At 73.1% G+C, this 23,378-nt stretch carries 21 protein-coding genes; 13 read left to right on the top strand and 8 right to left on the bottom strand.

Features of this window, described 5'->3' with window-relative positions; genetic code table 11:
- Positions 1 to 4: 4 nt before the first annotated feature.
- From HNP84_RS39615 to HNP84_RS39595, 5 genes are all read right to left on the bottom strand, one after another.
- Positions 5 to 1,372: a putative hexosyltransferase gene (locus tag HNP84_RS39615; protein ID WP_185055190.1), complete on the bottom strand. Its 1,368-nt coding sequence runs from the start codon at positions 1,370 to 1,372 to the stop codon at positions 5 to 7.
- 101 nt (positions 1,373 to 1,473) lie between these two features.
- Positions 1,474 to 3,288, bottom strand: a complete 1,815-nt coding sequence (locus HNP84_RS39610; RefSeq protein WP_185055189.1) for a chitinase — start codon at positions 3,286 to 3,288, stop codon at positions 1,474 to 1,476.
- Positions 3,289 to 3,369: 81 nt separating this feature from the next.
- Positions 3,370 to 4,938 carry a cellulose binding domain-containing protein gene (locus tag HNP84_RS39605; RefSeq protein WP_185055188.1) on the bottom strand — a complete coding sequence of 523 codons (1,569 nt, stop codon included), beginning with the start codon at positions 4,936 to 4,938 and terminating at the stop codon, positions 3,370 to 3,372.
- Positions 4,939 to 4,955: 17 nt separating this feature from the next.
- The gene (locus HNP84_RS39600) at positions 4,956 to 6,557 is read right to left on the bottom strand and encodes a chitinase (RefSeq protein ID WP_185055187.1); all 1,602 of its coding nucleotides are present in this window, start codon (positions 6,555 to 6,557) and stop codon (positions 4,956 to 4,958) included.
- A gap of 158 nt (positions 6,558 to 6,715) precedes the next feature.
- Positions 6,716 to 7,474: a siderophore-interacting protein gene (locus HNP84_RS39595; RefSeq protein WP_185055186.1), complete on the bottom strand. Its 759-nt coding sequence runs from the start codon at positions 7,472 to 7,474 to the stop codon at positions 6,716 to 6,718.
- Positions 7,475 to 7,645: 171 nt separating this feature from the next.
- On the opposite strand from HNP84_RS39595, the gene HNP84_RS56455 reads away from it, so the two are divergent.
- The 13 genes from HNP84_RS56455 (at position 7,646) to HNP84_RS39535 (ending at position 20,563) form a co-directional block, all read left to right on the top strand.
- Positions 7,646 to 8,023 carry a DUF2201 family putative metallopeptidase gene (locus HNP84_RS56455; RefSeq protein WP_221337316.1) on the top strand — a complete coding sequence of 126 codons (378 nt, stop codon included), beginning with the start codon at positions 7,646 to 7,648 and terminating at the stop codon, positions 8,021 to 8,023.
- A complete protein-coding gene (locus HNP84_RS52120) occupies positions 8,020 to 8,157 on the top strand; it encodes a hypothetical protein (protein WP_221337315.1) in 138 nt (45 codons plus the stop codon). Before HNP84_RS56455 ends, HNP84_RS52120 begins: the two co-directional genes overlap by 4 nt.
- Positions 8,158 to 8,350: 193 nt before the next feature.
- Entirely contained in the window at positions 8,351 to 9,001 is a 651-nt protein-coding gene (gene leuE / locus HNP84_RS39585; RefSeq protein ID WP_185055185.1) for a leucine efflux protein LeuE, read from the top strand.
- Positions 9,002 to 9,254: 253 nt separating this feature from the next.
- Positions 9,255 to 9,905 carry a VC0807 family protein gene (locus HNP84_RS39580; protein ID WP_185055184.1) on the top strand — a complete coding sequence of 217 codons (651 nt, stop codon included), beginning with the start codon at positions 9,255 to 9,257 and terminating at the stop codon, positions 9,903 to 9,905.
- Between the two features lie 119 nt (positions 9,906 to 10,024).
- A complete protein-coding gene (locus HNP84_RS39575) occupies positions 10,025 to 10,684 on the top strand; it encodes a DedA family protein (protein WP_185055183.1) in 660 nt (219 codons plus the stop codon).
- Between the two features lie 220 nt (positions 10,685 to 10,904).
- Positions 10,905 to 11,723 carry a DMT family transporter gene (locus HNP84_RS39570; RefSeq protein ID WP_312926782.1) on the top strand — a complete coding sequence of 273 codons (819 nt, stop codon included), beginning with the start codon at positions 10,905 to 10,907 and terminating at the stop codon, positions 11,721 to 11,723.
- 33 nt (positions 11,724 to 11,756) lie between these two features.
- The gene (locus HNP84_RS39565) at positions 11,757 to 12,980 is read left to right on the top strand and encodes a glycosyltransferase (RefSeq protein ID WP_185055182.1); all 1,224 of its coding nucleotides are present in this window, start codon (positions 11,757 to 11,759) and stop codon (positions 12,978 to 12,980) included.
- The gene (locus tag HNP84_RS39560; protein ID WP_185055181.1) at positions 12,977 to 13,651 is read left to right on the top strand and encodes a DUF998 domain-containing protein; all 675 of its coding nucleotides are present in this window, start codon (positions 12,977 to 12,979) and stop codon (positions 13,649 to 13,651) included. The genes HNP84_RS39565 and HNP84_RS39560 overlap by 4 nt, the downstream gene beginning before the upstream one ends.
- 90 nt (positions 13,652 to 13,741) lie before the next feature.
- A complete protein-coding gene (locus tag HNP84_RS39555) occupies positions 13,742 to 14,683 on the top strand; it encodes an acyl-ACP desaturase (RefSeq protein WP_185055180.1) in 942 nt (313 codons plus the stop codon).
- A 99-nt stretch (positions 14,684 to 14,782) separates the two neighbouring features.
- The gene (locus HNP84_RS39550) at positions 14,783 to 15,547 is read left to right on the top strand and encodes an SDR family oxidoreductase (protein ID WP_185055179.1); all 765 of its coding nucleotides are present in this window, start codon (positions 14,783 to 14,785) and stop codon (positions 15,545 to 15,547) included.
- A 194-nt stretch (positions 15,548 to 15,741) separates the two neighbouring features.
- Positions 15,742 to 15,945 (top strand): hypothetical protein, encoded by a 204-nt coding sequence (locus HNP84_RS39545; RefSeq protein ID WP_185055178.1) that lies wholly within the window; start codon positions 15,742 to 15,744, stop codon positions 15,943 to 15,945.
- Between the two features lie 65 nt (positions 15,946 to 16,010).
- A complete protein-coding gene (locus HNP84_RS39540; RefSeq protein WP_185055177.1) occupies positions 16,011 to 18,650 on the top strand; it encodes a PEP/pyruvate-binding domain-containing protein in 2,640 nt (879 codons plus the stop codon).
- Positions 18,650 to 20,563, top strand: a complete 1,914-nt coding sequence (locus HNP84_RS39535) for a propionyl-CoA synthetase (protein ID WP_185055176.1) — start codon at positions 18,650 to 18,652, stop codon at positions 20,561 to 20,563. Before HNP84_RS39540 ends, HNP84_RS39535 begins: the two co-directional genes overlap by 1 nt.
- A 3-nt stretch (positions 20,564 to 20,566) precedes the next feature.
- Here the strand turns inward: HNP84_RS39535 and HNP84_RS39530 are convergent, their stop codons facing one another.
- The 3 genes from HNP84_RS39530 to HNP84_RS39520 all read right to left on the bottom strand — a co-directional run bounded on the left by HNP84_RS39530 (position 20,567) and on the right by HNP84_RS39520 (position 23,318).
- Entirely contained in the window at positions 20,567 to 21,745 is a 1,179-nt protein-coding gene (locus tag HNP84_RS39530; RefSeq protein ID WP_185055175.1) for a cation:proton antiporter, read from the bottom strand.
- A 90-nt stretch (positions 21,746 to 21,835) separates the two neighbouring features.
- On the bottom strand, positions 21,836 to 22,129 hold the full coding sequence (locus HNP84_RS39525) for a hypothetical protein (RefSeq protein ID WP_185055174.1): 294 nt from the start codon (positions 22,127 to 22,129) through the stop codon (positions 21,836 to 21,838).
- A gap of 46 nt (positions 22,130 to 22,175) precedes the next feature.
- Positions 22,176 to 23,318, bottom strand: coding sequence for a DUF418 domain-containing protein (locus HNP84_RS39520; protein WP_246519247.1), 1,143 nt, complete (start codon positions 23,316 to 23,318; stop codon positions 22,176 to 22,178).
- Positions 23,319 to 23,378 lie beyond the last annotated feature (60 nt).

Genomic DNA, 23,378 nt, shown 5'->3' with positions numbered 1-23,378 from the left:
GCCGTCAAGGGTGACGGATCGCCCCCTTCGACGCAGCCGGTTTTTCCGGCGCCTGGACCGGAGCCGGATCGCGGTGCACCCGGCGGCGGGTCCACGGCATCGCGGCGGCGAGGATCGGCAGCAGCACCACAGAGCTGATCGCCCACGGCGCGTGCCGCGCGGCCCACTCCTCGGCCGTCCACTGGGTCAGCACGATGTACCCGATGCCGGCCCACAGCGAGGTGCCGAGGATGGCCGGCCAGGCGAAGAAGGTCGGCCGGGCCACCAGGAACGGCATGAACCACAGCAGGTACTGCGCGCCGAGCCGGGGCGTGAACACCATGAACACCAGCAGGATCGCGGTGGTCAGGTCGATCGGGTCGGCCCGCCGCCACAGGAACAGCACCACGAGCACCGCGATGTAGATCATGTTGGTGCCCAGCGACGCCAAGCCCGCGTCGAGGGTCCAGTGGCCCTCCACGACCCATGCGGTCCAGCCCCACTCGCCGATGATCGGGCGGATGTGCCGGATCTCGGCGATCACGTCGGGCAGCTTGTCGAGCGGGGTGAATCCGAGCACCGGCAGGCTGGCCAGGAACACCAGCGGCGGCACGCCGGTGGCCACGATCGCCGCCAGCCTGGCCCGTGCGCCGGGCAGGAGCAGCAGCATGCCGGGGATGAGCCAGATGGGCCAGCTCTTCGCGCACAGCGCCAGGCCCATGAGCAGGCCGGCGTAGATCCCGCGCCGGGTGGCCCCCGGCCTCGGGGCGAAGGCCAGCTTGAGCGAGCCCACCGGCCCGTACGCCGCGACCGACTGCCTGGCTTGGGCGAGCAGCTCGCGGAAGGTGCCGGACAGCCCCTCGCGCACCGGGTCGCCGGGGCCGCGCGCCACCACGAACGCCGCCACGCCGAAGACCAGCGCGACCGGCTCGACCTGCCCGTGCACGGACGCGACCAGGATGCCCAGCGGGTTGCAGGCGTACTGGAAGGCGCGCAGCGACGCCTTCGGCCCGCCGGCGAGCTTGCCGACGAGCGGGATCAGCACGATGTCGGCCACCACCGTGACCAGGCGCCCGGCGTACTCCCACGGGATGCCCACCGCCAGCAGCAGCCCGTACACGTACGGGATGGTGGGCAGGAAGTGCCAGCCCCCGTTGCTCTCCAGCACGGGGTCCTTGCCCTCCACCACCGCCTGGGCCGCCTTACCGAAGCTGTTGACGTAGTCGACCGGCTGCCAGGAGTCGATCGCCGACGTGTACATGATCAGCACCCGGAAGGCGATGCCGACGCCCAGCACGACGAGGAGGGTGGGCCGCCAGCCCCGCCACTGGGCGACGATCGCGAGCACGACACCGAGGACGAGGACGGACCCCGTGAGGATTGCGTAGTCCATGACGACCCCTAGCCTGCCGGAATCCGGGCCCCGACGCCCACCGAGGTTGCCGAATTCTCAGCCGATCGAAGGGAAATCGCGATCCTCACGGGGTTCCCGCGTTACGGCAGCGCGTCGAGGTAGGCGCGGTGGGCCCGGGAGAACTCGCGGGAGTTGTAGGAGTCCCAGTTGACCGACCAGGCCATCAGCCCGCGCAGCCCCGGGTAGGTCCCGCGCGGCCGGTACGGCCCGCAGTTCGCGCCCTTGGCCAGGCAGTCGAACGCCTTCTGCACCTCCGCCACCGTGGTGAACCCGTTGCCGGCCCAGGGGGCGGCGGGCAGCCCGATCGCCACCTGGTCCGGGCGCAGCGCCGGGAACGCGGCCCCGCCCGCGACCGGGAACCCGGCCAGCAGCATGTCGGTCATCGCCACGTGGAAGTCGTGCGTGCCCATGGTGTGGTAGGCGTTGTCCAGGCCCATGATCGGCCCGGAGTTGTAGTCCTGCACGTGCAGCAGGGTCAGGTCGTCGCGCAGGGCGTGGATGACCGGCAGGTACGACCCGCTGCGCCGGTCGGCGGTGCCGTTCGGGCCGGGGCCGTAGAACTGGTAGCCGAGCTGCACGAAGAACGTCTCCGGCGCCATGGTGAGCACGAAGTCCTCGCCGTAGCGGGCCTTGAGGGTCCGCAGCGCGGCGATCAGGTTGACGATCACCGGCGTGGTCGGGTTGCGGAAGTCGGTGTCGCCGGGGTCGAGGTAGAGCGAGTGGCCCTCGAAGTCGATGTCGAGCCCGTCCAGGCCGTACTTGTCGATGATGGCGCTCACCGACCGGACGAACGCGTCGCGGGCGGCGGTGGTGGTGAGCTGCACCTGCCCGTTCTGGCCGCCGATGGAGATCAGTACCTTCTTGCCCGCGGCCTGCTTGTCGCGGATCGCGGCGATGAACTCGGCCTCGCTCTCGACGTTGGGGCACTCGGCCGCCGGGCACTGCCGGAAGCGGATGTCACCGGAGGTCACCGAGGTGGGCTCGCCGAAGGCGAGGTTGATGATGTCCCACTCGTCCGGCACGTCGCGCATGCGGATGTACCCGGAGCCGTTGGCGAAGGACGCGTGCAGGTAGCCGACCATGACCCGCTCGGGCAGGTCGCCGCCGCCCCCGCCGCCGCCCGGCGAGGTGGTGCCGGCGACCTCCGGGCCGTACGCGGAGCAGTTGCCGGCCGCGTCGCAGGCGCGCACCTTGAACCGGTACGTCGTGGCCGCGGCGAGCCCGCCCGCCGTGTACGAGGTGACGTTCCCCACCGCCACCGGCGCGCCGCCGTCGCGGGAGACCTCGTAGCGGGCGATCGAGCCGGAGTCGTCGGTGGACGCCGACCAGCTCAGGCGGAGCGAGCCGGACGTCGGCTCGCCGACGGTGAGCCCGCCGGGCACGCTGGGCGGGGTGGTGTCGCCGCCCCCGCCGTCCCCGGGCGGCCCGTCGAGCGCGATGTCGTCGGCGTAGTAGGCGCCCTGGCCGTACCAGCCGTTGACGTAGATCGTGACCGAGGTGGTGGCGGGCCCGGTGGTGAAGGAGGTGGACACCCGCGTGTACGCCGACGGCGAGGCGGCCCAGGTGCTGGTGTCGGTGGTGCCGGTGCCGCTCGCGCCGAGGAAGGCGTAGTTGCCGCGCACCCAGCCCGACAGCGTGTACGCCGAGCCCGGCTTGACCGCGACGGTCTGGGAGCAGCGCGCGTAGTCGGCGCCCTGGGGGGTGGCCTCCAGCGCGGCCGAGCCGCCGTGCACCGGGGTGGTGACCGTGCGCGCGGTGGACCCGCAGGTCCAGCCGGACAGCCCGGACTCGAAGCCGGGGTTGGCGGCGATGTTGGCGGCGTGCGCGGGGGTGGCCACGAGCCCGGTCAGTCCCAGCGCCAGCGCCAGCCCTACCCCTAAGTTACGGAATCTCATGCTTCGGACCTCTTTCTGAGCGCATATAGGGGTACGGCCCGCGCTGGGGGGTTCACGCGGGCCGTACCGGTCGGGGAGGGGTCAGAAGCCCGCGGTGATGCGGGTGAACTCCCAGTCGCTCTGCGCGATGCCGCTGCAGTTGGACGTCACGCCGCCGCCGGGGCAGCCGCGGTCACGGTTGACCGACCAGTACGCCAGCCGCGTCAGGCCGCGGGCCTTGGCCCAGTCGCGGATCTGGGTCCAGGTCTGGGGCGTGGTCAGCTCCTGCTGGTCGGACAGGCCGTTCATGCCCGAGATGCCCATGTGCGCGTACGCGGTGGCGTCGTTCCACCCGTACGCCGCCTTCAGCGCGTTCTTCAGGCCCTCGGCCGCGTTGACGGTGTCCTGGTAGATGTTGGAGCTGCCGAAGTCGAACGGCATGATCGTGAAGTTGTCGATCGGCACGTTCAGCGCCTTGGCCTGGTTGATCAGCCGGATGCCGTGCGCGTTCGGGCCGGTGCGGGTGGTGCCGAAGGTGACGACGACCTTGACGTTCGGGTTGTTCGCCTTGACGATCTTCAGGCCGTTCAGGATGCGGTCCTGCACGGTGTAGTTCTCGAACTCGTCGGTGTTCTCGATGTCGAAGTCCACCACCGCCGGGCCGACCGCGTTGATGACCTGCTGCACCGCGCCCGCGAACGCCTCGGGCGTCGCGCAGTTCGGGCCGAGCTTGTTGCCCTGCCAGCCGCCGAAGGAGATCTGCACGCTGCCGCCCGCGGCCTTGATCTGCTGGATCGCCGCGGCGTCGGCGCCGCCGGTCAGCGGCCGGTTGCCGTCCCAGGCGGGGGTGCAGCCGCCGCTGGACAGGATGAACGCCATGGTGAAGGACTTCACCCCGGTCGCGCTCATCACCGTGGCCGGGCTCGGCGGGTTGCCCCAGCCCATGTAGAGGTACGGCGCGCCGGGCATCTTGCCACCGCCGCTGGGGCACCCGGTGGTGGTCCCGGTGACCTGCGCGCTCGCCGCCGACTCGCCCTGCGCGTTGTACGCCTTGACGGTGTAGGTGTGCGAGGTGCAGGCGGCCAGGCCGGAGATGGTGGCGCTGGTGCCGCTGACGGTGGCGCGCACCGCCGTGCCCTCGTAGACGCGGTATCCGGTGACGGTGCCGCTGGACGCGCCCCACGACAGCGAGATGCTGCTGTTGGTGGTGCCGGTCACCGACGGCGTACCGGGAGTGCCGGGCGCGCCCGGGTCGGGGTTGCCGCCGCCGTCACAGGAGGCGCCGTTCAGGGTGCAGTTGGACGGCGTGGCCGAGCCGGGGCTGCCGATGAAGCCGAAGCTCGCGCTCGCGCCCGGCGCCAGCGTGCCGTTCCAGGTGCCGGTGAAGGTGAACCGCTGCCCGTTGCGGGACATCGAGGCGTCCCACGACGAGCTGACGGTCGCCCCGGCGGGCAGGTCGAACGACACCGACCAGCCGTTGATCGTCTGCGACGTGCCATTGGTGATGACGTACTTGCCCTCGAACCCGGTCCCCCACTCCGAGGTCTTGGTGAAGACCGCGGTCGCCGAGGCGGCCGAGGCCGGAGCGGCGGTGACGAGACCGGCGCAGGTGAGCGCGAGCGCGGCGAGTACGGCCGTCGCCGTACGGCGGAGTCTGAAGCGGAATCTCATCGTGCTCCCTCGGGGGGTCAGGGAAGGGTGGACAGGTGCGGCTTGACGGTCTTGCTGAAGCTCCAGCCGTTGGCGGCGTCCCAGTTGATCGACCAGGTCATCGCGCCGCGGATGCCGGGATAGGTGCGCGGCGGCACGAAGCTGCCGCAGTTGACCCGCTTGGTCAGGCAGTCCAGCGCGTTGTTGACCACGGACGGGGCGACCACGCCGCCGCCGGCGGCGCCGGGGCCCGCGGGCAGGCCGAGCGCTACCTGGTCCGGGCGCAGCCCGTTCTCCAGTTGGTTGCAGGCCAGCGCGACCAGGAAGTTGACGTTGCCCTGGCTGTACGCCTGGTTCTGGTCGCAGCCGAGCATCGGGCCGGAGTTGTAGTACTGGGTGTGGACGACCGTGAGGATGTCCTTGATCGCGAGCGCGAGCTGGAAGTAGCTGCCCTGCGTGGAATGCATGTCGAGGGTCTGCGGCGCCATCGTGATGATCAGGTCCGGGCCCGCCTTGGCGCGGAGCTGCCGTAGCGCCTCGGCCATGTAGGTGGGGTTGAGCCCGTTCTCCAGGTCGATGTCCACCCCGTCGAAGCCGTAGCTCCGCATCAGGGCGTACGCGCTGTCGGCGAAGGCGGTCGCGGCCTGGGAGCTGGCGACCTGGACCCGGCCCAGCTCGCCGCCGACCGACAGGATCACCTTCTTGCCGCGGGCGTGCAGCGCCTGGATGTCGGCCCGGAACTGGGCGTCGGTGTAGCCGCCGACGGCGGCGGCGAGCTGCGGGTCGAGCTGGAAGGTCAGCTCGCCGGGGGTGGACGTGGCCTCGGCGAAGGCCACGGCCACCAGGTCGTACTCGTCGGGGACCGCGGCGAGTCTCATCTCCACGGCCGCGTTGACGAAGTTGTGCCAGTAGCCGGTGAGGAAGTGCGCCGGCAGCGGCCCGCCGCCTCCGGTGCACCCTGTGGTCGTGCCGGTCACGGAGTCGCTGGCGGCCGACTCGCCCTGCGCGTTGTACGCCTTGACGGTGTAGGTGTGCGAGCTGCAGGCGGCCAGGCCGGAGATGGTCGCGCTCGTGCCCGTGACAGTGGCCTTGACAACGGTGCCCTCGTAGACCCGGTAGCCGGTGACCGTGCCGCTCGACGCGCCCCACGAGAGCGTGATCGACGACGACGTGGAGGTGGCCGACGGCGTTCCCGGCTTGCCCGGGACGCCCGGCTGAGGGCCGGTCCCGCCGTCGGTGCAGGACGCGCCGTTGAGCGTGCAGTTGGACGGCGTGGCCGAGCCGGGGCTGCCGATGAAGCCGAAGCTCGCGCTCGCGCCCGGCGCCAGCGTGCCGTTCCAGGTGCCGGTGAAGGTGAACCGCTGCCCGTTGCGGGACATCGAGGCGTCCCACGACGAGCTGACGGTCGCCCCGGCGGGCAGGTCGAACGACACCGACCAGCCGTTGATCGTCTGCGACGTGCCGTTGGTGATGACGTACTTGCCCTCGAACCCGGTCCCCCAGTCGGAGGTCTTGGTGAAGACCGCCGTGGCGGACGCGGCGCTCGCGGGGGCGGCGGGGACGAGGACGGCCGCCAGCGCGAGGAGGGCGGCGAGGACTGCGGCGAGATGGGAGGTGATGGTTCTCGGGGGGATGCGCATGAAGCCCTCAGCGTGTGCGTTGGCCTTACTTTTAGGAAACTTTCCTAAGAGTTGTCGCGATCGTAGCTTTGACATCACACACTGACAAGACCCAAAAACGGCCTACGGGGCCCGCCCAATCCGGACGAGCCCCGTGACATCCCGATGACCGTCGGCGATCAGTCCATGCCGCGCCTGCCGGGCGTCCAGAAGGGCTTGGTCACCACATCGCCGCGCCGCCAGCCGCGCTCGCGCACGAGGTGTTGGCGTACCGCCTGGATCGTCCGGGCCTCACCGGCCAGATAGGCCACCCCCGGCTCGTCCGGCAGGTCGAGCCCCCGCACCGCCTCCACCAGCGCCGCGCTGTCCGCCGCCGACGCGCCGTGACGATCGACCCGCACCAGGTCCTCACCGCGCGGCAGGTCGAGGTGGTCCTCCGGCGCGCCGGCCTCCACCGCCCCGTACACCCGAGCCGAGGCGGGCAGCGACCGCAGCATCGCCCCGAACGCCACCGACGCGGTCTCCTCCCCCGCGAACAGGTGGTACGGCGCCCCGGCCCGCACCGTGAACCCGCCCTGCGGCCGGGTGAAGGACACCTCCTGCCCCACCTCCGCCGCCCGCAGCCACGCGGCCCCCGGCGAGTCCCCGCCGTGATCCAGCATCACCAGATCCAGCGCCTCCCACGTCGGATCGAGATCCCACACCGAGTACGTCCGCAGCGCGTCACGCACCGCCCCCGTCAGCCAGGTCCGGGCGTTGAACAGGTCGTTGACCACCAACCGAACATGCTGCCCCGGCGTCCACCTCAACCCCCCGATGGCGGGCCCCACGACCCGCACCCGCCGCATCCGCGGCGTCATCCACTCGACCGCCCCGATCACCCCGGCCACGAAGATCCGCTCCCGCAACACGCGCCCGGCCCTGGTCGCCGATGGCATCACAGCCCTCCCTACTGTTCTCACCGCCTGTTCTGACCTATCCACAACATATCGCGATATATCGTTCGACTCCTCCTACTCAAGGAGGATCTCCAGCGCCGCGGGCAACGGCGGGGCCGCCCATCGCCGGGTCTCCGGAGAACGGGGGATCTTGCCGAGGGCGGGATGGGGGTGAGGGCCGGGATCTGGGCGCGGGTGTGGCGTCCCCTCGCCGGCTTCTCCCGGACGGGGTACGCACTTGGCGTGCCCCGCTCCTCGCCGTGGGCCGGATGCGGCCTGCCGCGCTTCCTGAACGAGTGCGACTGCGGCTCGGGCGCGCACGGCGAGCCGCGTCCGTGGGAGGAGGGCGGCGGCGAGGGGATGAGCCCGGTCGAGGCGGAGGCCATGCGCCGGCACACCGCCCAGGCGATGCGGGCGCACGTGCGCGGCCGGGGCGACCTGCCCGCCGGATGGCGGCGGTGGGCCGAGGAGGTCCTGGAGCCGGTCGTGGACTGGCGCACCGTCCTGGCCGGCGGGCCCTGGCCGCCCGCGAGCGTCCGCAGGTCGTGATCGTCCTCACCGACGGCTTCACCCCCTGGCCGGACGAGCCGGAGACCTGCCGCCTGATCGCCGCCCTGGTCGGCGAGGACCCGCCGCTCCCGCCCGCCTGGGTGGAGACCGTCCGCGTCCCCCAGCGGCGCTAGAAGTCGCCAGGAGTCGCCAGGAGTACTGGACCACGGCCCGCCGCGGGCCGGGCTCAGGCCATGCCGGCGCCGGCCCGGGTCGTACCGTGCCTGCCCTGGAGCCGAGGGGGCCGGTGCGGTCTGGAGGCGGGGCAGGGTGTCATGTACCGTGACCGGGTGGTCGTTGGGGTTGCGTTGAGGGTGGCGGCGCCATATGTACTTCGGCATCACTGATCTGTGGACCTATGTGGTGGGCGCGTTCCTGATCATTCTGCTGCCCGGGCCGAACTCGTTGTTCGTGCTGTCCACCGCCGCGCAGCGCGGGGTGCGGCAGGGGTATCAGGCCGCGGCCGGGGTGTTCCTCGGCGACACGGTGCTCATGGTGCTGGCCGCCGCGGGGGCCGCGTCGCTGCTGCGCTCGACGCCGGTGCTGTTCGCGATCGTGAAGTACGCCGGGGCGGGCTATCTCGCCTGGATCGGGTTCCAGATGATCCGGGGCGCCTGGCGGGCCTGGCGGAGCCCGGCCGGTGAGGGGGCGGTCGCCGGGGAGGAGCCGGCGGGCGCGGCGCCGTTCCGCAAGGCGTTGACGATCAGCCTGCTCAACCCCAAGGCGATCTTGTTCTTCGTGTCGTTCTTCATCCAGTTCGTGGACCCGGGCTACGGCGCTCCGGCGCTGTCGTTCCTCGTGCTGGGGGCGATCTGCCAGTTCTTCAGCGTGCTCTACCTGTCGGCGCTGATCTTCAGCGGCACCTTCCTGGCCTCGCAGTTCCGCAAGCGCCGCAAGCTGTCGGCGGGGCTCACCTCCGGGGTCGGCGCGCTGTTCCTGGGCTTCGGGGCCAAGCTGGCGACGACCAGCCTGGGCTGAACCTTGCCCCGTGCGGGTGCGTACCTCTACCGGCTCCCGGGGAGCCATTTTGCGTGGACAGAACTAATTTGCCGGGAAGTGCGGTGATCAGTCCGTAGCTCAGGTACGGTTGCTCAGCAGCGCGTTCTCGCGACTCCAGCGTTACTATGCCGTAACCCTGGCGAGACCTTCCACCCACGTGTGAAAACCGAATAACCGGGTAGTCGCCGGTGCCTCGCGCGCACCGGCTGTTCGGCCGTCTTACGGAGCAGTCTTGAATCATCCGCCAGTCACCCTGCCCCGCCTGACCGCACTCGCCAGGCAGGCGGTGCCCCGGTTGCTCGAAGGCGTGGTCGCACCGCTGGCCGTGTTCTACGCCGCTCTCGCCCTGCTCGGCCTCAACGGGGCCCTGATCGCCGCGGTCTCCTGGGTCTACGCCGGGGTGGCCTGGCGGCTGGTGCGCCGCCGTAGGGTGCCGGGCACGATGGTGCTCGCCGCGATAGCGATCACCGCACGCGCGCTGCTCGGCCTGTGGACCGGCAGCGCCGTGGTGTACTTCCTGCAGCCCGAGCTGGGCACGATCTGCATCAGCATGGCCTTCCTCGCCTCGGTGCGGCTGCGCCGGCCCCTGGTGCAAAGGCTCACCCTCGACTACATCCACCTGCCCAACGCGGTGCTGCGCCACGAGCGCGTACGCCGCTTCTTCGCCCGCATCACGCTGCTGTGGGCGTTCGTGCTGCTGGCCAACTCCACGGTGAGCATCTGGCTGCTGCTGCACCAGTCCATCGGCACCTACCTCCTGGTGCGCACCGCCGCCGTGGCGGTGATCAGCGGACTGGCGATCGGCGTGTCGATCTACGCCTTCCGGCGCGTGCTGTCGCGGCTGCACCACGACGCCCCCAAGGCGATCACGGCGGCCGCCTGACCCTTACCGGCGCCGGGGACACCTGACCCCGCTTTGGGGGCGATCCCCGATGGTCCGCGGCCACGGCCCGACGGGAGAGTTCGGGTGGTGATTCCACCCGACCACCCGGAGAGCCGGTGATGACAGACGTAATCCTCGACCTGCTGCACCAGGTGATGACCTCCCCATGGGTCTACCTGGCGCTGTTCGCGGTGTCGCTGATCGATGGTTTCTTCCCCGCGGTGCCGAGCGAGACCTCGGTGATCACCGCGGGCGTGTTCGCCGCGGCCGGCGATCCCAACCTGTTCGGCGTGGTGGCGGCCGCGGCCCTCGGCGCGTTCGCCGGGGACCACGTCTCGTACGCCATCGGCCGCCTGGGCGGCTCGCGGCTGCGGGCCCGGCTGAGACCCGGCACCCGCCGGCACAAGGCGTTCGCCTGGGCCGAGCGGGCGCTGGCCGAGCGCGGCGGCCTGGTGCTGGTCGTCGCCCGCTACATCCCCGGCGGCAGGACCGCCACCACGATGACCATGGGCGCGGTCGGCTACCCCGCGCGCTCCTTCGCCTTCTTCGACACCCTCGCCGCGGGCTCGTGGGCCGTCTACTCCGCCATGGTGGGTTACCTCGGCGGGCTGGCCTTCGAGAACGACCCGATCAAGGGCCTGCTGCTCGGGCTGGGCATCGCGCTCACGGTCACCACCGTCGTGGAGATCATCCGGTACGTCCGCAAGCGCCGCGCCGCCCGTTCCCCCCGCACCGGCGACGGCGACGAACTGCCCGCGCTGGCGACCTCCGACCCCTGACTCCCCCTACGGAATCTCCCTGACCCCCCTTGGGGGTCTCTCGGGGGGTCTCTAAGAGAACTCCCAGGGCTCTCAGGGTGATCCCCTATGGCCCTGAGGCAGCGTGCGCCGACAGGCTGGCACTAGTCCACTGAACGTTCGTTACCGGACGCCCGCATGAGGTGTTCCGGCCATCTCGCCATGTCTTCATGCAGGTGAGGGCTGCGGAAAGGAGTCCCCGGTGACCGCAACGACCGTGCTCGCGGCCGGCGTGGCCCTGCTGGGCTCGCTGCTGTTCGCCCTCGGCGCGGCGGTGCAGCAGTACGAGGCCGTGCGGGCGGAGCGCCCCGGACTGACCGCCCTGGTCAGGCGGCCACGGTGGCTGCTCGGCGGCGTGTCCATCGCCGCGGGCGGCGTGCTGCACATCCTGGCGCTGAGCCTGGGCCCGCTCACGATCGTGCAGCCGATGGGCGTGGCGAGCCTGCTGTTCGCGCTGCCGATCGCCGCCGCGCTGCACGGCCGCAAGCCGGCGCGCGGCGAGCTGGCCGCGGCGGCGGTGGTCAGCTCGGGCCTGATCGGCCTGGTGCTGATCGTGCCCGCGCCGACGGGCTCGCCCAGCCTGAGCACGCCGGACGCGGTGATCCTGCTCGGCGTGGCCGCGCTGGTGGCGCTGATGCTGTGGGGCGCGGCGCGGGGGGCGAACCCGTCGTGGCGGGCCGGGCTGCTCGCGATGAGCGCGGGCGTGCTCTACGGCGCAGCCGCGACGCTGACCCGGGTGCTGGTGGACGGCGCCTGGGAGTGGTGGTTCCTCCTGGCGCTGCCCGCCCCGCTGCTGATCGCCCTGGCGCTGCTGCAACGCGCGTACGCCGTGGGCCACTTCGGCGTCTCCTTCGCCACCCTCCAGCTCGCCGACCCGCTGACGGCCATCGCGTTCGGCGCGCTGCTGCTGGACGAGCCCCTGCCCACCGGCCTCACCGGCACGGTCACGGCCGCCGTGGCGGCCGTGCTGACCGCCGCGGGCACCTTCGCCCTGGCCAGAACGACCCCCTTGACCCGCTGACGACCCATCTTCACCGAACCTGGAGTCCCACCGATGGTGCTGCCCCTCCCCACCGAAGCCGCCCGGCTCGACGCCGCCCCCGCCCCCGCCGCCGAACGGCCGCGCCGGGTGATGATCGCGACCGACACCTACCCGCCGGACGTGAACGGCGCCGCGTACTTCACCCACCGGCTGGCCACCGGCCTGGCCGCGCGAGGCAACGACGTGCACGTGGTGTGCGCCTCCGACGACGGCAAGGCCCGCACCGAGCGGGTGGAGGGCGTGCTGGTGCACCGCCTGCGCTCGGCCCGGCTGATGGTGCACCCGACCATGCGCGTCTCGGTGCCGACCCGGCTCGACGTGTACGTCTCGGCCATCGCGCCGGACGTGGTGCACACGCAGGGCCACTTCGTGGTGGGCCGGGCGGCCGTCGCGGCGGCGCGGCGGGCCGGGGTGCCGGTGGTGGCGACCAACCACTTCATGCCCGACAACCTGTTCCAGTTCGCGCACATCCCCGCGCGGCTGCGCGCCAAGGCGGGCGACCTGGCCTGGCGGGACTTCCGGCGGATCTTCTCCCGGGCCGACCACGTCACCACGCCGACCCGCATCGCCGCCGGGCTCCTGGCCGAGAAGGGCTTCGCGCGCGAGGTGGAGGCGGTCTCCTGCGGCATCGACCTGTCGCGCTTCCACCCCTTCGCCGAGCCGAAGGCATGGGCGCGCAAGCTGTTCGACCTGCCGGACCGGCCGACCGTGCTGTTCGTGGGGCGGCTGGACGAGGAGAAGCGCCTCGACGAGCCGATCCGGGCGCTGCCGCACGTGCTCAACACCACCGACGCGCAGCTCGCGCTGGTCGGCTCGGGCTCCAAGCGGGAGGAGCTGGAGCGGCTGGCGCACCGCATCGGCGTGGGCGACCGGGTGCGCTTCCTCGGCTTCGTCCCGGACGAGGCGCTGCCGCAGGCGTACGCCGCGGCCGACCTCTTCTGCATGCCGGGCGTGGCGGAGCTGCAGAGCATCGCGACCCTGGAGGCGATGGCGAGCGGGCTGCCGGTGGTGGCGGCCGACGCGATGGCCCTGCCCCACCTCGTCCACCCGGGCGAGAACGGCCACCTGTACCGGCCGGGCGACGTGCTGTCCCTGGCCCGGCACCTCACCGAGATCCTGACCTCCGACGACGGGCGGGCGCGGATGGGCGCGGCCAGCCGGGAGATCGCGCTCACGCACGACCACCAGGCGTCGCTGGCGCGGTTCGAGGCGATCTACGCGGAGCTGGCGCGATGACGTCCCTGGCCTCGCGGCCCGGTGCGCCGGGCGAGGCGTCCGCGCTCGGACCGCTGCGGGTGTGGGCGTGGCTGGGGGCGGCGGGCCCGGTCGTGGCGTTGGGGGCGATGGCGTACGCGCACCTGGCCGCGTCCGCCTCGGTCAGCCCGCTCACCGGCCTGGTCAGCGAGTACGCGCTGGACCCCGGCGCGTACGGCGGGATGCTCGCCGCCACGCTGGCGCTCGCGATGGGCTGCCTGTGGGTGACCTTCGGGCTGGCCCAGGCCGACCCCGCCCGCACGGCGGCGACCCGGGTGCTGCTGGTGGCGGTCGCGCTGGGCCTGGTGCTCACCGCGATCTTCCCCACCGATCCGACGCCGGGGGTGACGTCCATGGGCGGGGAGATCCACCGCTGGTCCGCGGCCGTGGTGTTCACCGGCCTGCCCTGCGCGGCGCTGGCGCTGACCCGCAACCGCCCGGCGTTCCCCCGCCGGGTGGCGATCCGGGGCACCGCCGTGGCCGGAGCGCTGCTGCTGGCGGCCTTCCTCGCCGCCCATCCGGGCTCGCCGCTCGCCGATCTGATCGCCGGCCCGGCGTACCACGGCCTGCTCCAGCGCCTGCTGCTGGTCACCGACGCGCTCATGGTCCTGCTGATCGCGCTGTCCCTCACCGCGAAACGCCCAACCGGATAATTCCCGGCGAATTGTCCCCCTTACGCCATCGGCGAGAAGCTACGGTAACGTAGGTTACGGTTCCGTAGATCGTACGAAGGGGAGTCGGGAATGCCGAAGTCCAGGGCCGTGCTGAGCCAGACACAGCTTCTGCACGAACTGGAGCCGGTGGTGGCCCAGGAGCTGGACCGCCACCTCAACGTCGCCAAGGAGTGGTTCCCGCACGAGTACGTGCCGTGGAGCGAGGGGCGCGACTTCGACGGGGTGCTCGGCGGTGAGGCGTGGTCCGAGTCCGACTCCAAGCTGCCCGAGCCGGCCCGGATCTCGCTGATCGTCAACCTGCTCACCGAGGACAACCTGCCGAGCTACCACCACGAGATCGCCACCACGTTCGGCCGCGACGGCGCCTGGGGCACCTGGGTGCACCGCTGGACGGCCGAGGAGGCCCGGCACAGCGTCGCGCTGCGCGACTACCTCACCGTCACCCGGGCGGTCGATCCGGTGGCGCTGGAGCGGGCCCGCATGGTGCACATGAGCACCGGGTTCGCCACCGAGTACGGCACGATGCTGCAGCAGCTCTCGTACGTGTCCTTCCAGGAGCTGGCCACGCGCATCGCGCACCGCAACACCGGCAAGGCGGCCGGCGAGCCCAACTGCGAGCGGCTGCTCGCCCGGATCGCCGCCGACGAGAACCTGCACATGCTCTTCTACCGCAACCTGCTCGGCGCGGCCCTGGAGGTGGCCCCCGACCAGGCGATGCGCGCCGTGACCGACGTGGTCACCACCTTCCAGATGCCGGGCGCGAGCATCGAGGGCTTCAGCCGCAAGGCGATGGTCATCGCCCACGAGGGCATCTACGACCTGCGCCTGCACATCGACGACGTCCTCATGCCGGTGCTGCGGCAGTGGAAGGTGTTCGAGCTGACCGACCTCGGGCCCGAGGGCGAGAAGGCCCGCGAGGAGCTGGCCGCGTTCCTGGAGCGGCTGGAGGTCACCGCGTCCCGGTTCGTCGAGCGCCGCGCCGCCCGCCGCGCCGCCGCCGCCAAGGTCTGAGGCCCGGGTACGTCCCCACGCCGCCGTCCCCATGCCGCCGTCGGCCCGCCGCTTTTGGCACGATGTGACCGACATCCCGACAGCGACAAGGAGTGCGGCGTGGACGAATCCCCCAAGGCCGGCGCGCGAGGCACCGCGCTGGTGACCGGCGCATCGCGCGGGCTCGGCGCGGTCATCGCCGAGCGGCTGGCCGCCGACGGCTGGCACGTGGCGGTGAACTACGCCCACGACACGGCTGGCGCCACCGCCGTGGCCGGCCGCATCGCCGCGGCGGGCGGCGCGGCGCACGTGGCGCGCTTCGACGTGACCGACGAGGACGCCGTGCGCGATGCCGTCGCCGAGATCACCGACCGCGCCGGCCCGATCGCCCTGCTGGTCAACAACGCGACCGGGCCGCAGCCGACGATCCCGGTGGAGAAGCTCACCTGGGAGGACCATCTGGCCCAGCTCCGCTTCTTCGTCAAGGCGCCGCTGCTGCTGCTACAGGCCGTGCTGCCCGCCATGCGCGCGGCGGGCGGCGGCCGGATCGTCAACGTGGGCAGCGAGGTCACCGACCTGGGCAACCCCGAGATGAGCCACTACGTCTCGGCCAAGGCCGCGATGCACGGCCTGACCCGCTCCTGGGCGCGGGAGCTGGGCCCCCTGGGCATCACCGTGAACACGGTCGAGCCCGGCTGGATCCCGGTGGAGCGCCACGGCGAGGTGACCGACGAGGACACCGCCCCCTACCTCGCCGGAGTGGCCCTGGGCCACATGGGCGTGCCGGCCGACGTGGCGGAGGCGGTGGCCTTCCTCGCCTCCCCCGGCGCCCGCTACATCACCGGCCAGCGCCTGGCCGTCAACGGCGGCAAGACCATGACCTGAGCCCGGGACCCGAGCCCGGGACCTGAGCCGGCGGCCCGAGCGCGAGAGCCGAACCGGCGGCCTCAGCCCGGGACCTGAGCCGCGCCCTGAGCGCGAGAGCCGAGCCGGCGGCCTGAGCCCGGGACCTGAGCCCGCGCGTAAAGGCTCGGGAGATCCGGGGGGCCGGGCCGGGGGGCGTCCCTACGATGACGGGCGTGGAAATCGACACCCCCAGCATGATCCTGTCCTTCGTGGCCACCACGGTGACCGCCGCCGCCCTGTGGGAGGCCCACCGCTCACGCCGGGCCGCGGAGGAGGCCCGCCGTTCCGCCGAGGAGGCCGCGACCCGCGTCGCGCGTCCCGCGCCCGGCCCCGAGCCGGCCGCCGAGGTGTCCAAGGTGACCGTCGCCTGGCTGTGAGCCGGGCGTCTCCAAGATTTCATCACTCGTTGACTTAATCGGGGCGCCCGGTTAACGTCGGGTTCATGAGGGTTGTGGCCGACCTCGCCGAGGTCGGCGCGGACATGCTCGACGAGGCCGGCGGCAAGGCCGTCAACCTCGGGGTCCTGCTGCGGGCGGGGCTGCCGGTCCCGCCCGGGTTCGTCGTCACCACCGATGCGTACCGGGAGGTGGCGTCGGCGGCGGGCCTGGACGCGCTCCTGGCCGGCGGCCTGGACGGGCCGGCGCTCGCGGCGCGGGCCCGCGAGTCGCTGCTCGCGGCGCCGGTGCCCGAGCCGGTGCTCCTGGCCCTGCGCGAGCGGGTGCGCGGCCCGGTGGCCGTGCGCTCCTCGGCGACGGCGGAGGACCTGCCGCAGGCCAGTTTCGCCGGGCAGCAGGACACCTTCCTCAACGTGGCCGGCCCCGGCGCCGTGGCCGACGCCGTACGCCGGTGCTGGGCCTCGCTGTGGAGCGACCGCGCGGTCGCCTACCGCGCGGCCAACGGCATCGACCACGGTTCCGTACGCCTGGCGGTGGTGGTCCAGGAGATGGTCCCGGCCGAGGTGGCCGGGGTGATGTTCACCGCCGACCCGGTGACCGGGCGCAGGCGGCAGGCCGTGATCGAGGCCGCGCCCGGCCTGGGCGAGGCGGTCGTCTCCGGCGCCGTGAACCCCGACCGCTTCGTGGTGGACATGGGCATCTTCGTGGGGGACAGGGGCATCGGCCGGGTGCTGGAGCGCCGTACGGGCGACAAGGCCCTGTCCGTACGCCCGCTGCCCGGCGGCGGCGTCGAGCGCGTCACAGGCGGCGCGCCCGCCGGCGCCTGCCTGGACGACGACCAAGTGCTCGCCCTGGCCCGCCTGGGCGCCAGGGTCGAGACCCTGTACGGCGCGCCGCAGGACATCGAGTGGGCGATCGACGGCGCCGGGCGGATCTGGCTGACCCAGGCCCGCCCGATCACCACGCTCCACCCGGTGCCCGAGGGGCAGGACGGGCTGCGGGTCTACCTGTGCTTCTCCGTGGCGCAGGGCCTGTACCGCCCGATCACGCCCATGGGCGTCTCGGCGTTCCGGGTGCTTGCGAGCGCGGCGGCGGCGGAGGCCGGCTTCCCGCCCACCGACCCCCTGGCCGGGCCGCCCGCGTTCGCCGAGGCGGGCGGCCGGCTGTTCGTGGACGTGACCGGGGTGATGCGCAGCCGGGTGGGCCGCGTGCTGTGGCCCCGGGTGCTGGACTTCATGGAGGCCAGGTCGGCGGTCGTGCTGCGCGGCCTGCTCGGCGATCCCCGGCTGAGCGTGGTGCGCCGCTCCCGGCTGCCGTTCCTCCGCCGGGTCGCCCGGGTCGCGATCCGCCACCGCGTCCCGCCGCGCGCGATCCGCTACCTGATCGATCCCCGGGTCGCGCTCCGCGACGCCGCCCGCGTACGCGCCCGTCTCGACGCGCACCTCGCCGCGGGACCACCGGCAGGGGCGACGGCCGAGGCCCGGCTGGACCACGTGCTGCGGCTGCTGGGCACGCGGGCCATCCCGCTGGCCCCGGCGATCCTGCCCGCGCCCGCGGCCGGGTTCGCGATGCTCGCCCTGGCCGCCAAGCTGGCCGGCGACCGGGTCACCGGCGACGAGGTGCAGACGGTGCTGCGCGGCCTGCCGCACAACGTGACCACCGAGATGGACCTCGCGCTGTGGCACGCCGCGGCGCGGATCGGGGCCGAGCCCGCGGCGGCGGAGGCGCTGCTGTCCCGCACGCCCGCCGAGTTGGCCGCCCTGCACCGCTCCGGCGGCCTGCCGCCGGTCGTGGCCGCCGAGCTGGCCGGGTTCCTGGCCGACTACGGCGACCGCGCCGTGGCCGAGATCGACCTCGGCCTGCCGCGCTGGTCGGAGGACCCCGAGCACGTCCTCGGCGTGATCGCCAACTACCTGCGCCTGGACGATCCGGCCCGCGCCCCCGACGTCGTCTTCGCCCGCGGCGCCGAGGAGGCCGAGCGCATGATCGAGGTGATCGGCGGCCGGATCGGCGGCACGAGGGGACGGATCGCGCGGGCCGCGCTGCGCCGCACCCGGGCCCTGGCCGGGCTGCGCGAGCTGCCCAAGTTCCTCATCGTGCGGGTGCTGGCCGCGGCGCGGCGGCAGCTCGCGGCGGTGGGCGAGGAGCTGGCCGCGCGCGGCGTGCTCGCCGACCCGGCCGACGTGTTCTTCCTCACGATCCCCGAGGCGCGGGCGGCGGCCCGCGGCGGCCGGGCCGACCTGCGCGGGGTCGTGGCGGCCCGGCGCGAGGACTACCGGCGCGAACTGGCACGGCGGCGGGTGCCGCGGGTGCTGCTGTCCGACGGCAGCGACCCCGAGGCGGCGGCCCCGAGCCCAGAGGGACAGGACGCCCTGACCGGCACGCCCGCCTCCGCCGGCACGGTCACCGGCCCGGCCCGGGTGGTGCTCGACCCGGTGGGCGCGAAGCTGGAGCCGGGCGAGATCCTCATCTGCCCGTCCACCGACCCCGGCTGGACCCCGCTGTTCCTCACCGCGGGCGGCCTGGTGATGGAGATGGGCGGGGCGAACTCGCACGGCGCGGTGGTGGCCAGGGAGTACGGCATCCCGGCCGTGGTCGGCGTCGCGCACGCCACCGACAGCATCGCGACCGGCAGCCCCGTCACGGTGGACGGCTCCTCCGGCGTGGTGCGCCTGAACGGAGGGTGATGGCCATCGGGCCCGCCGGGGAGCATGATGGCCGCATGGTGTACGCCGACGTGTTCGCCCGCAGCATCGACGACCCCGAGGGTTTCTGGGGCGAGGCCGCCCAGGCCGTGACCTGGACCAAGGCTCCCGACCGCGTCCTCGACTCCGGCAACCCGCCCTTCTACCGATGGTTCCCCGGCGGTGAGCTCAACACCTGCCACAACGCGCTGGACCGGCACGTGGAGGCCGGCCACGGCGACCGGCCGGCGCTGATCTACGACAGCCCGGTGACCGGCACGCGGCGCACCCTGACCTACGGCGAGCTGCGCGACCAGGTGGCCCGGTTCGCCGGGGTGCTGCGCTCGATGGGCGTGGCGCGCGGCGACCGCGTCGTCGTCTACATGCCGATGGTGCCCGAGGCCGTGGTCGCGATGCTGGCCTGCGCCCGGCTCGGCGCGGTGCACTCGGTGGTCTTCGGCGGCTTCGCGCCCAAGGAGCTGGCGATCCGCATCGACGACGCCCGGCCCAAGGTGATCGTGTGCGCCTCGTGCGGCATCGAGCCCTCGCGGGTGGTGGCGTACAAGCCGATGGTGGACGCCGCGCTGGAGCTGGCCGAGCACCGGCCCGACGGCTGCGTGGTGTTCCAGCGCGAGCAGGCGGTCGCCGAGCTGGGCCCGCGCGACCTGGACTGGGACAAGGCGATGGCCGCCGCGGAACCGGCGGAATGCGTGCCGGTCGCGGCCACCGACCCGCTGTACATCCTCTACACCAGCGGCACGACCGGCAGGCCGAAGGGCGTGGTGCGCGACAACGGCGGCCACGCGGTGGCGCTGCTGTGGAGCATGCGCGCGATCTACGACATCCGGCCGGGCGAGGTGTTCTGGGCCGCCTCCGACGTGGGCTGGGTGGTCGGCCACTCCTACATCGTGTACGCCCCGCTGCTGCTCGGCGCGACGACCGTGCTGTACGAGGGCAAGCCGGTCGGCACCCCCGACGCGGGCGCGTTCTGGCGGGTGATCTCCGACTACGGCGTGAACGCCCTGTTCACCGCCCCGACCGCGTTCCGGGCGATCAAGCGCGACGACCCCGGCGCCACGCTGCTGCGGCGCGAGGCGATCTCCTCGCTGCGCACGCTGTTCCTGGCCGGCGAGCGGCTGGACCCCGACACCTACCACTGGGCCTCGGAGAAGCTGGGCGTGCCGGTGGTGGACCACTGGTGGCAGACCGAGACCGGCTGGCCGGTCGCGGCCAACATGCGCGGCCTCGCCCCGATGCCGATCAAGCCGGGCTCCCCCACCGTGCCGGTGCCGGGCTACGACGTGCGCGTCCTGGCCCCCGGCGGCAGGGAGTGCGCGCCGGGCGAGGAGGGCGCGATCTGCATCAAGCTGCCGCTGCCGCCCGGCACGCTGCCGACGCTGTGGCAGGACGACGAGCGTTACGTCGCCTCCTACCTGACCGCGTTCCCCGGGTACTACCTGACCGGCGACGGCGGCTACGTGGACGAGGACGGCTACCTGTACGTCATGGGCCGTACCGACGACGTGATCAACGTCGCCGGGCACCGGCTGTCCACCGGGTCGATGGAGGCCGTGCTGTCGGCCCACCCGGCGGTCGCCGAGTGCGCGGTCATCGGGGTGGCCGACGAGCTGAAGGGCCAGGTGCCGCGGGGGTTCGTGGTGCTCAAGAGCGGGGCCGAGGTCGATCCCGCCACCCTGCGCGCCGAGCTGGTCCAGGCCGTGCGCGACCAGGTGGGCGCGGTGGCCGCCTTCAAGCGGGTGGACATCGTGGCCGCGCTGCCCAAGACCCGCTCGGGCAAGATCCTGCGCAAGACCATGCGCGGGATCGCCGAGGGGGCCGACGAGCCGGTCCCCTCGACGATCGAGGACGCCCGGGTGCTGGACGCCCTGCGCGAGACGCTGCGCGGTGCGACCTGACGGTCAGGCCACCGGGGTCCGGCGCCGGGTCACCAGGCGGAGCAGGGCGTCGGATCGGGCGGCGAGCACCGGGCCGAGCAGCGCGAGCACCAGCACGTAGCCCGCGATGAACGGCGCGAGCCGCCCGTCCAGCCCGGCGGCGAGCGCCATGCTGGCCAGCACCAGCGCGAACTCGCCGCGCGAGAGCACGGTGAGGCCCACGTTGGCGGCCTCGGCCGCGCCGAACCCGTTGAGCCGGGCCGCGCCGATCCCGGCCGCCACGTTGAGCGCGACGGTGAGCACGACGGCCACCGCGATCGGCACGGCCACCGACAGCACGTCGCCGGGGTCGATGGCCAGCCCGAAGGCGAAGAAGAACAGCGCGGCGAACGCGTCGCGCAGCGGGTGCACGAGCGCGCGGATGCGCGGCGCGGCCCGGGTCGAGGCCAGGATCAGCCCGGCCATGAACGCGCCGATCGCGTCGGAGACGCCCAGCTCCTCCGCGATGCCCGCGGTGAGCACCGCGAGCCCGGTGAACATCACGACCAGCAGCTCGTCGTCGCGGGTGTCCACCAGCCGCTGCACCAGGCGGGTCCCCCAGCGCGCGACGGCCGCGAGCACGAGCAGGAACGCGAACGCCCTGCCGAAGGACAGCGCGGCGGCGGCCACGGTGTCGGCGCCGCCGAGCACCGGCTGCAGCGCGGCCAGGTACAGGGCGAGGAAGACGTCCTCGACCACGATGATGCCGAGGATGAGCCGGCTCTCCGGGTTGCCGAGCCGGCCCAGGTCCACCAGGACCTTGGTGACGATGGCCGAGGAGGAGATGCCGATGACCCCGGCGAGCACCAGCGCCTCGCGTACCCCCCAGCCCAGGGCGAAGCCGAACGCGAGGCCGCCGCCGACGTTGAGCAGGATGTAGCCCGCGCCCGCGCCGGCCAGCCGCGCGCCGCCGCGGGTGAGGTCGTCGAGGGAGAACTCCAGGCCCAGGTAGAACAGCAGGAAGATCAGCCCGAGCGCGGCCACGACCCGCAGCTCGCCGGGGTCCCGGACCAGCGCGAGGCCGGGGGTGTGCGGGCCGAACGCGATGCCGGCCAGCATGAACAGCGGGATGGTGGGCAGCCCGATCCGGCCGCCGAGGCGGCCGAGGATTCCGGCCGCGAGGAACGCGCCGCCGAGCGCGACGAGGGCGTCACCCGGTGCCACGGCGTCCCCCTTCGCGGGAGAACGCGGGCAGCATGCAGCGATGTGCGGACATGATGAGAAGACCTCCGGTCTCGATCGGATGAAACGGGTTCAGTGATCGAGTGCCGGGGGCGCCCGGGGCGCGGCGGGCGTGGCCGGGCGGGGCGCGGCGGGGTCGCGGGGCGCGGCGGCCACCGCGACCGGTCTGACCGCCTGCGGCGGGTGGGGCGCGGCCTCGGGTGGCAGCGCGAGCGCGTCGGCGTGGAAGGCGGGCAGCGGGTTGCCGTCGGGCTGGGTGACCCCGGGCCTGCTGTGGTGCGCCTGGTCCGAGCCGGGCACCACCGTGCCGGCGAAGAGGGCGAGCGCGAGCGCCAGCACTGCGGCGAGCACGTTTCGTGCCGCCACCGGACGCAAGCGCGGCCCTCCCTCCGACGATGCCGACGAATCCCTCTTATCCTACCGAAACCGGACGATCAGCCTCCGGCTCCCGCGTACGCCGGGGCGCCTGGTACGCCCACTGCCAGACCAGCTCCAGCGGCCCGCGCTCGAACCGGCGCAGCCACAGCGAGGCCAGAACCGAGAACAGCAGGCAGATCCCGGCCCAGGCGCCCACCACCCACCACGGCCGCAGGGCGTCGAAGCGGGCCGCCAGGCCCAGGCCCCAGCCGTAGCACAGCGCGCTCGCCACCAGGTTCTGCAGCACGTAGCAGCTCAGCGCGGTACGCCCCACGTTGGACAGGCCCCGGCGCAGCAGTCCCGGTTCGGCGCGCATCCGGGCCACCAGCGTGGTGACCAGGCCCAGCAGGCCCAGCGAGACCAGCGGCGGCAGGAGGTACCGGTCCACCAGGAACCACCCGGGACCGGCGAAGGTGGTCACCAGGTTGACCGGCAGCGCCACGCCCAGCCCGAGGATCATGAGCCGGCGGCGGAGCCGCGCGCCCCGCTCCTCGAACACCCCCGCGCGCGTCAGCCGCGCGCCGAGCAGGAACAGGAACACGCCCATCGGGATGATGAACACCGACTCGATCCGGTAGATCGGGAACAGCTCCAGCCGGGAGAGCACCTGCTCCGGCCAGGTGCCCTGGCTGTAGAGCGTGGTCGTCTGGCCGCCCCCCGGCACGACGTCGCCCCCGGCGAGCAGGCCCGCGGTGCCCACCGTGAGCAGGGCGAGGTGGATGCCGCCCATGAGCGCCATCCACCCGCGTACGGCCCGGTCGCTGCGCCCGATCAGGTACGCCACGATCACCGACGTGACCGCGTACCCCATGAGCACGTCGAACTCGAAGATCAGGATGTAGTGCAGCAGCCCTTCGGCGAACAGCAGGGCGGCCCGCCACAGGTACCACCCCGGCCAGCGCGCGCCGCGCCGCCGCGCCGAGCGGTACTGCAGTTCCAGGCCGACGCCGAACAGCAGCGTGAGCAGGCCGAGGAACTTGCCGTTGGCGAGGAACCGCAGGAAGCTCTCGGCCGCTCCGGTGGTCTCGCCGAGCAGCTCGGCCGGGCCGCCTGGGCTGGTGAAAATCCAGATGTTCGTGCCCAGGGTGCCCATGATGGCGATCCCCCGCAACACGTCTAGCGCCTGTATCCGCCTCATGCTTCCACGATCGGGGCGGACGGGCCGCATCACCTCCTGCCGCGCACCCATCTCCGCGGT

The organism is Thermocatellispora tengchongensis, assembly GCF_014202315.1.
GTDB lineage: Bacteria > Actinomycetota > Actinomycetes > Streptosporangiales > Streptosporangiaceae > Thermocatellispora > Thermocatellispora tengchongensis.
Note: the sequence above shows the minus strand (reverse complement) of the source record. Positions and strands in the feature narration are given on the sequence as shown.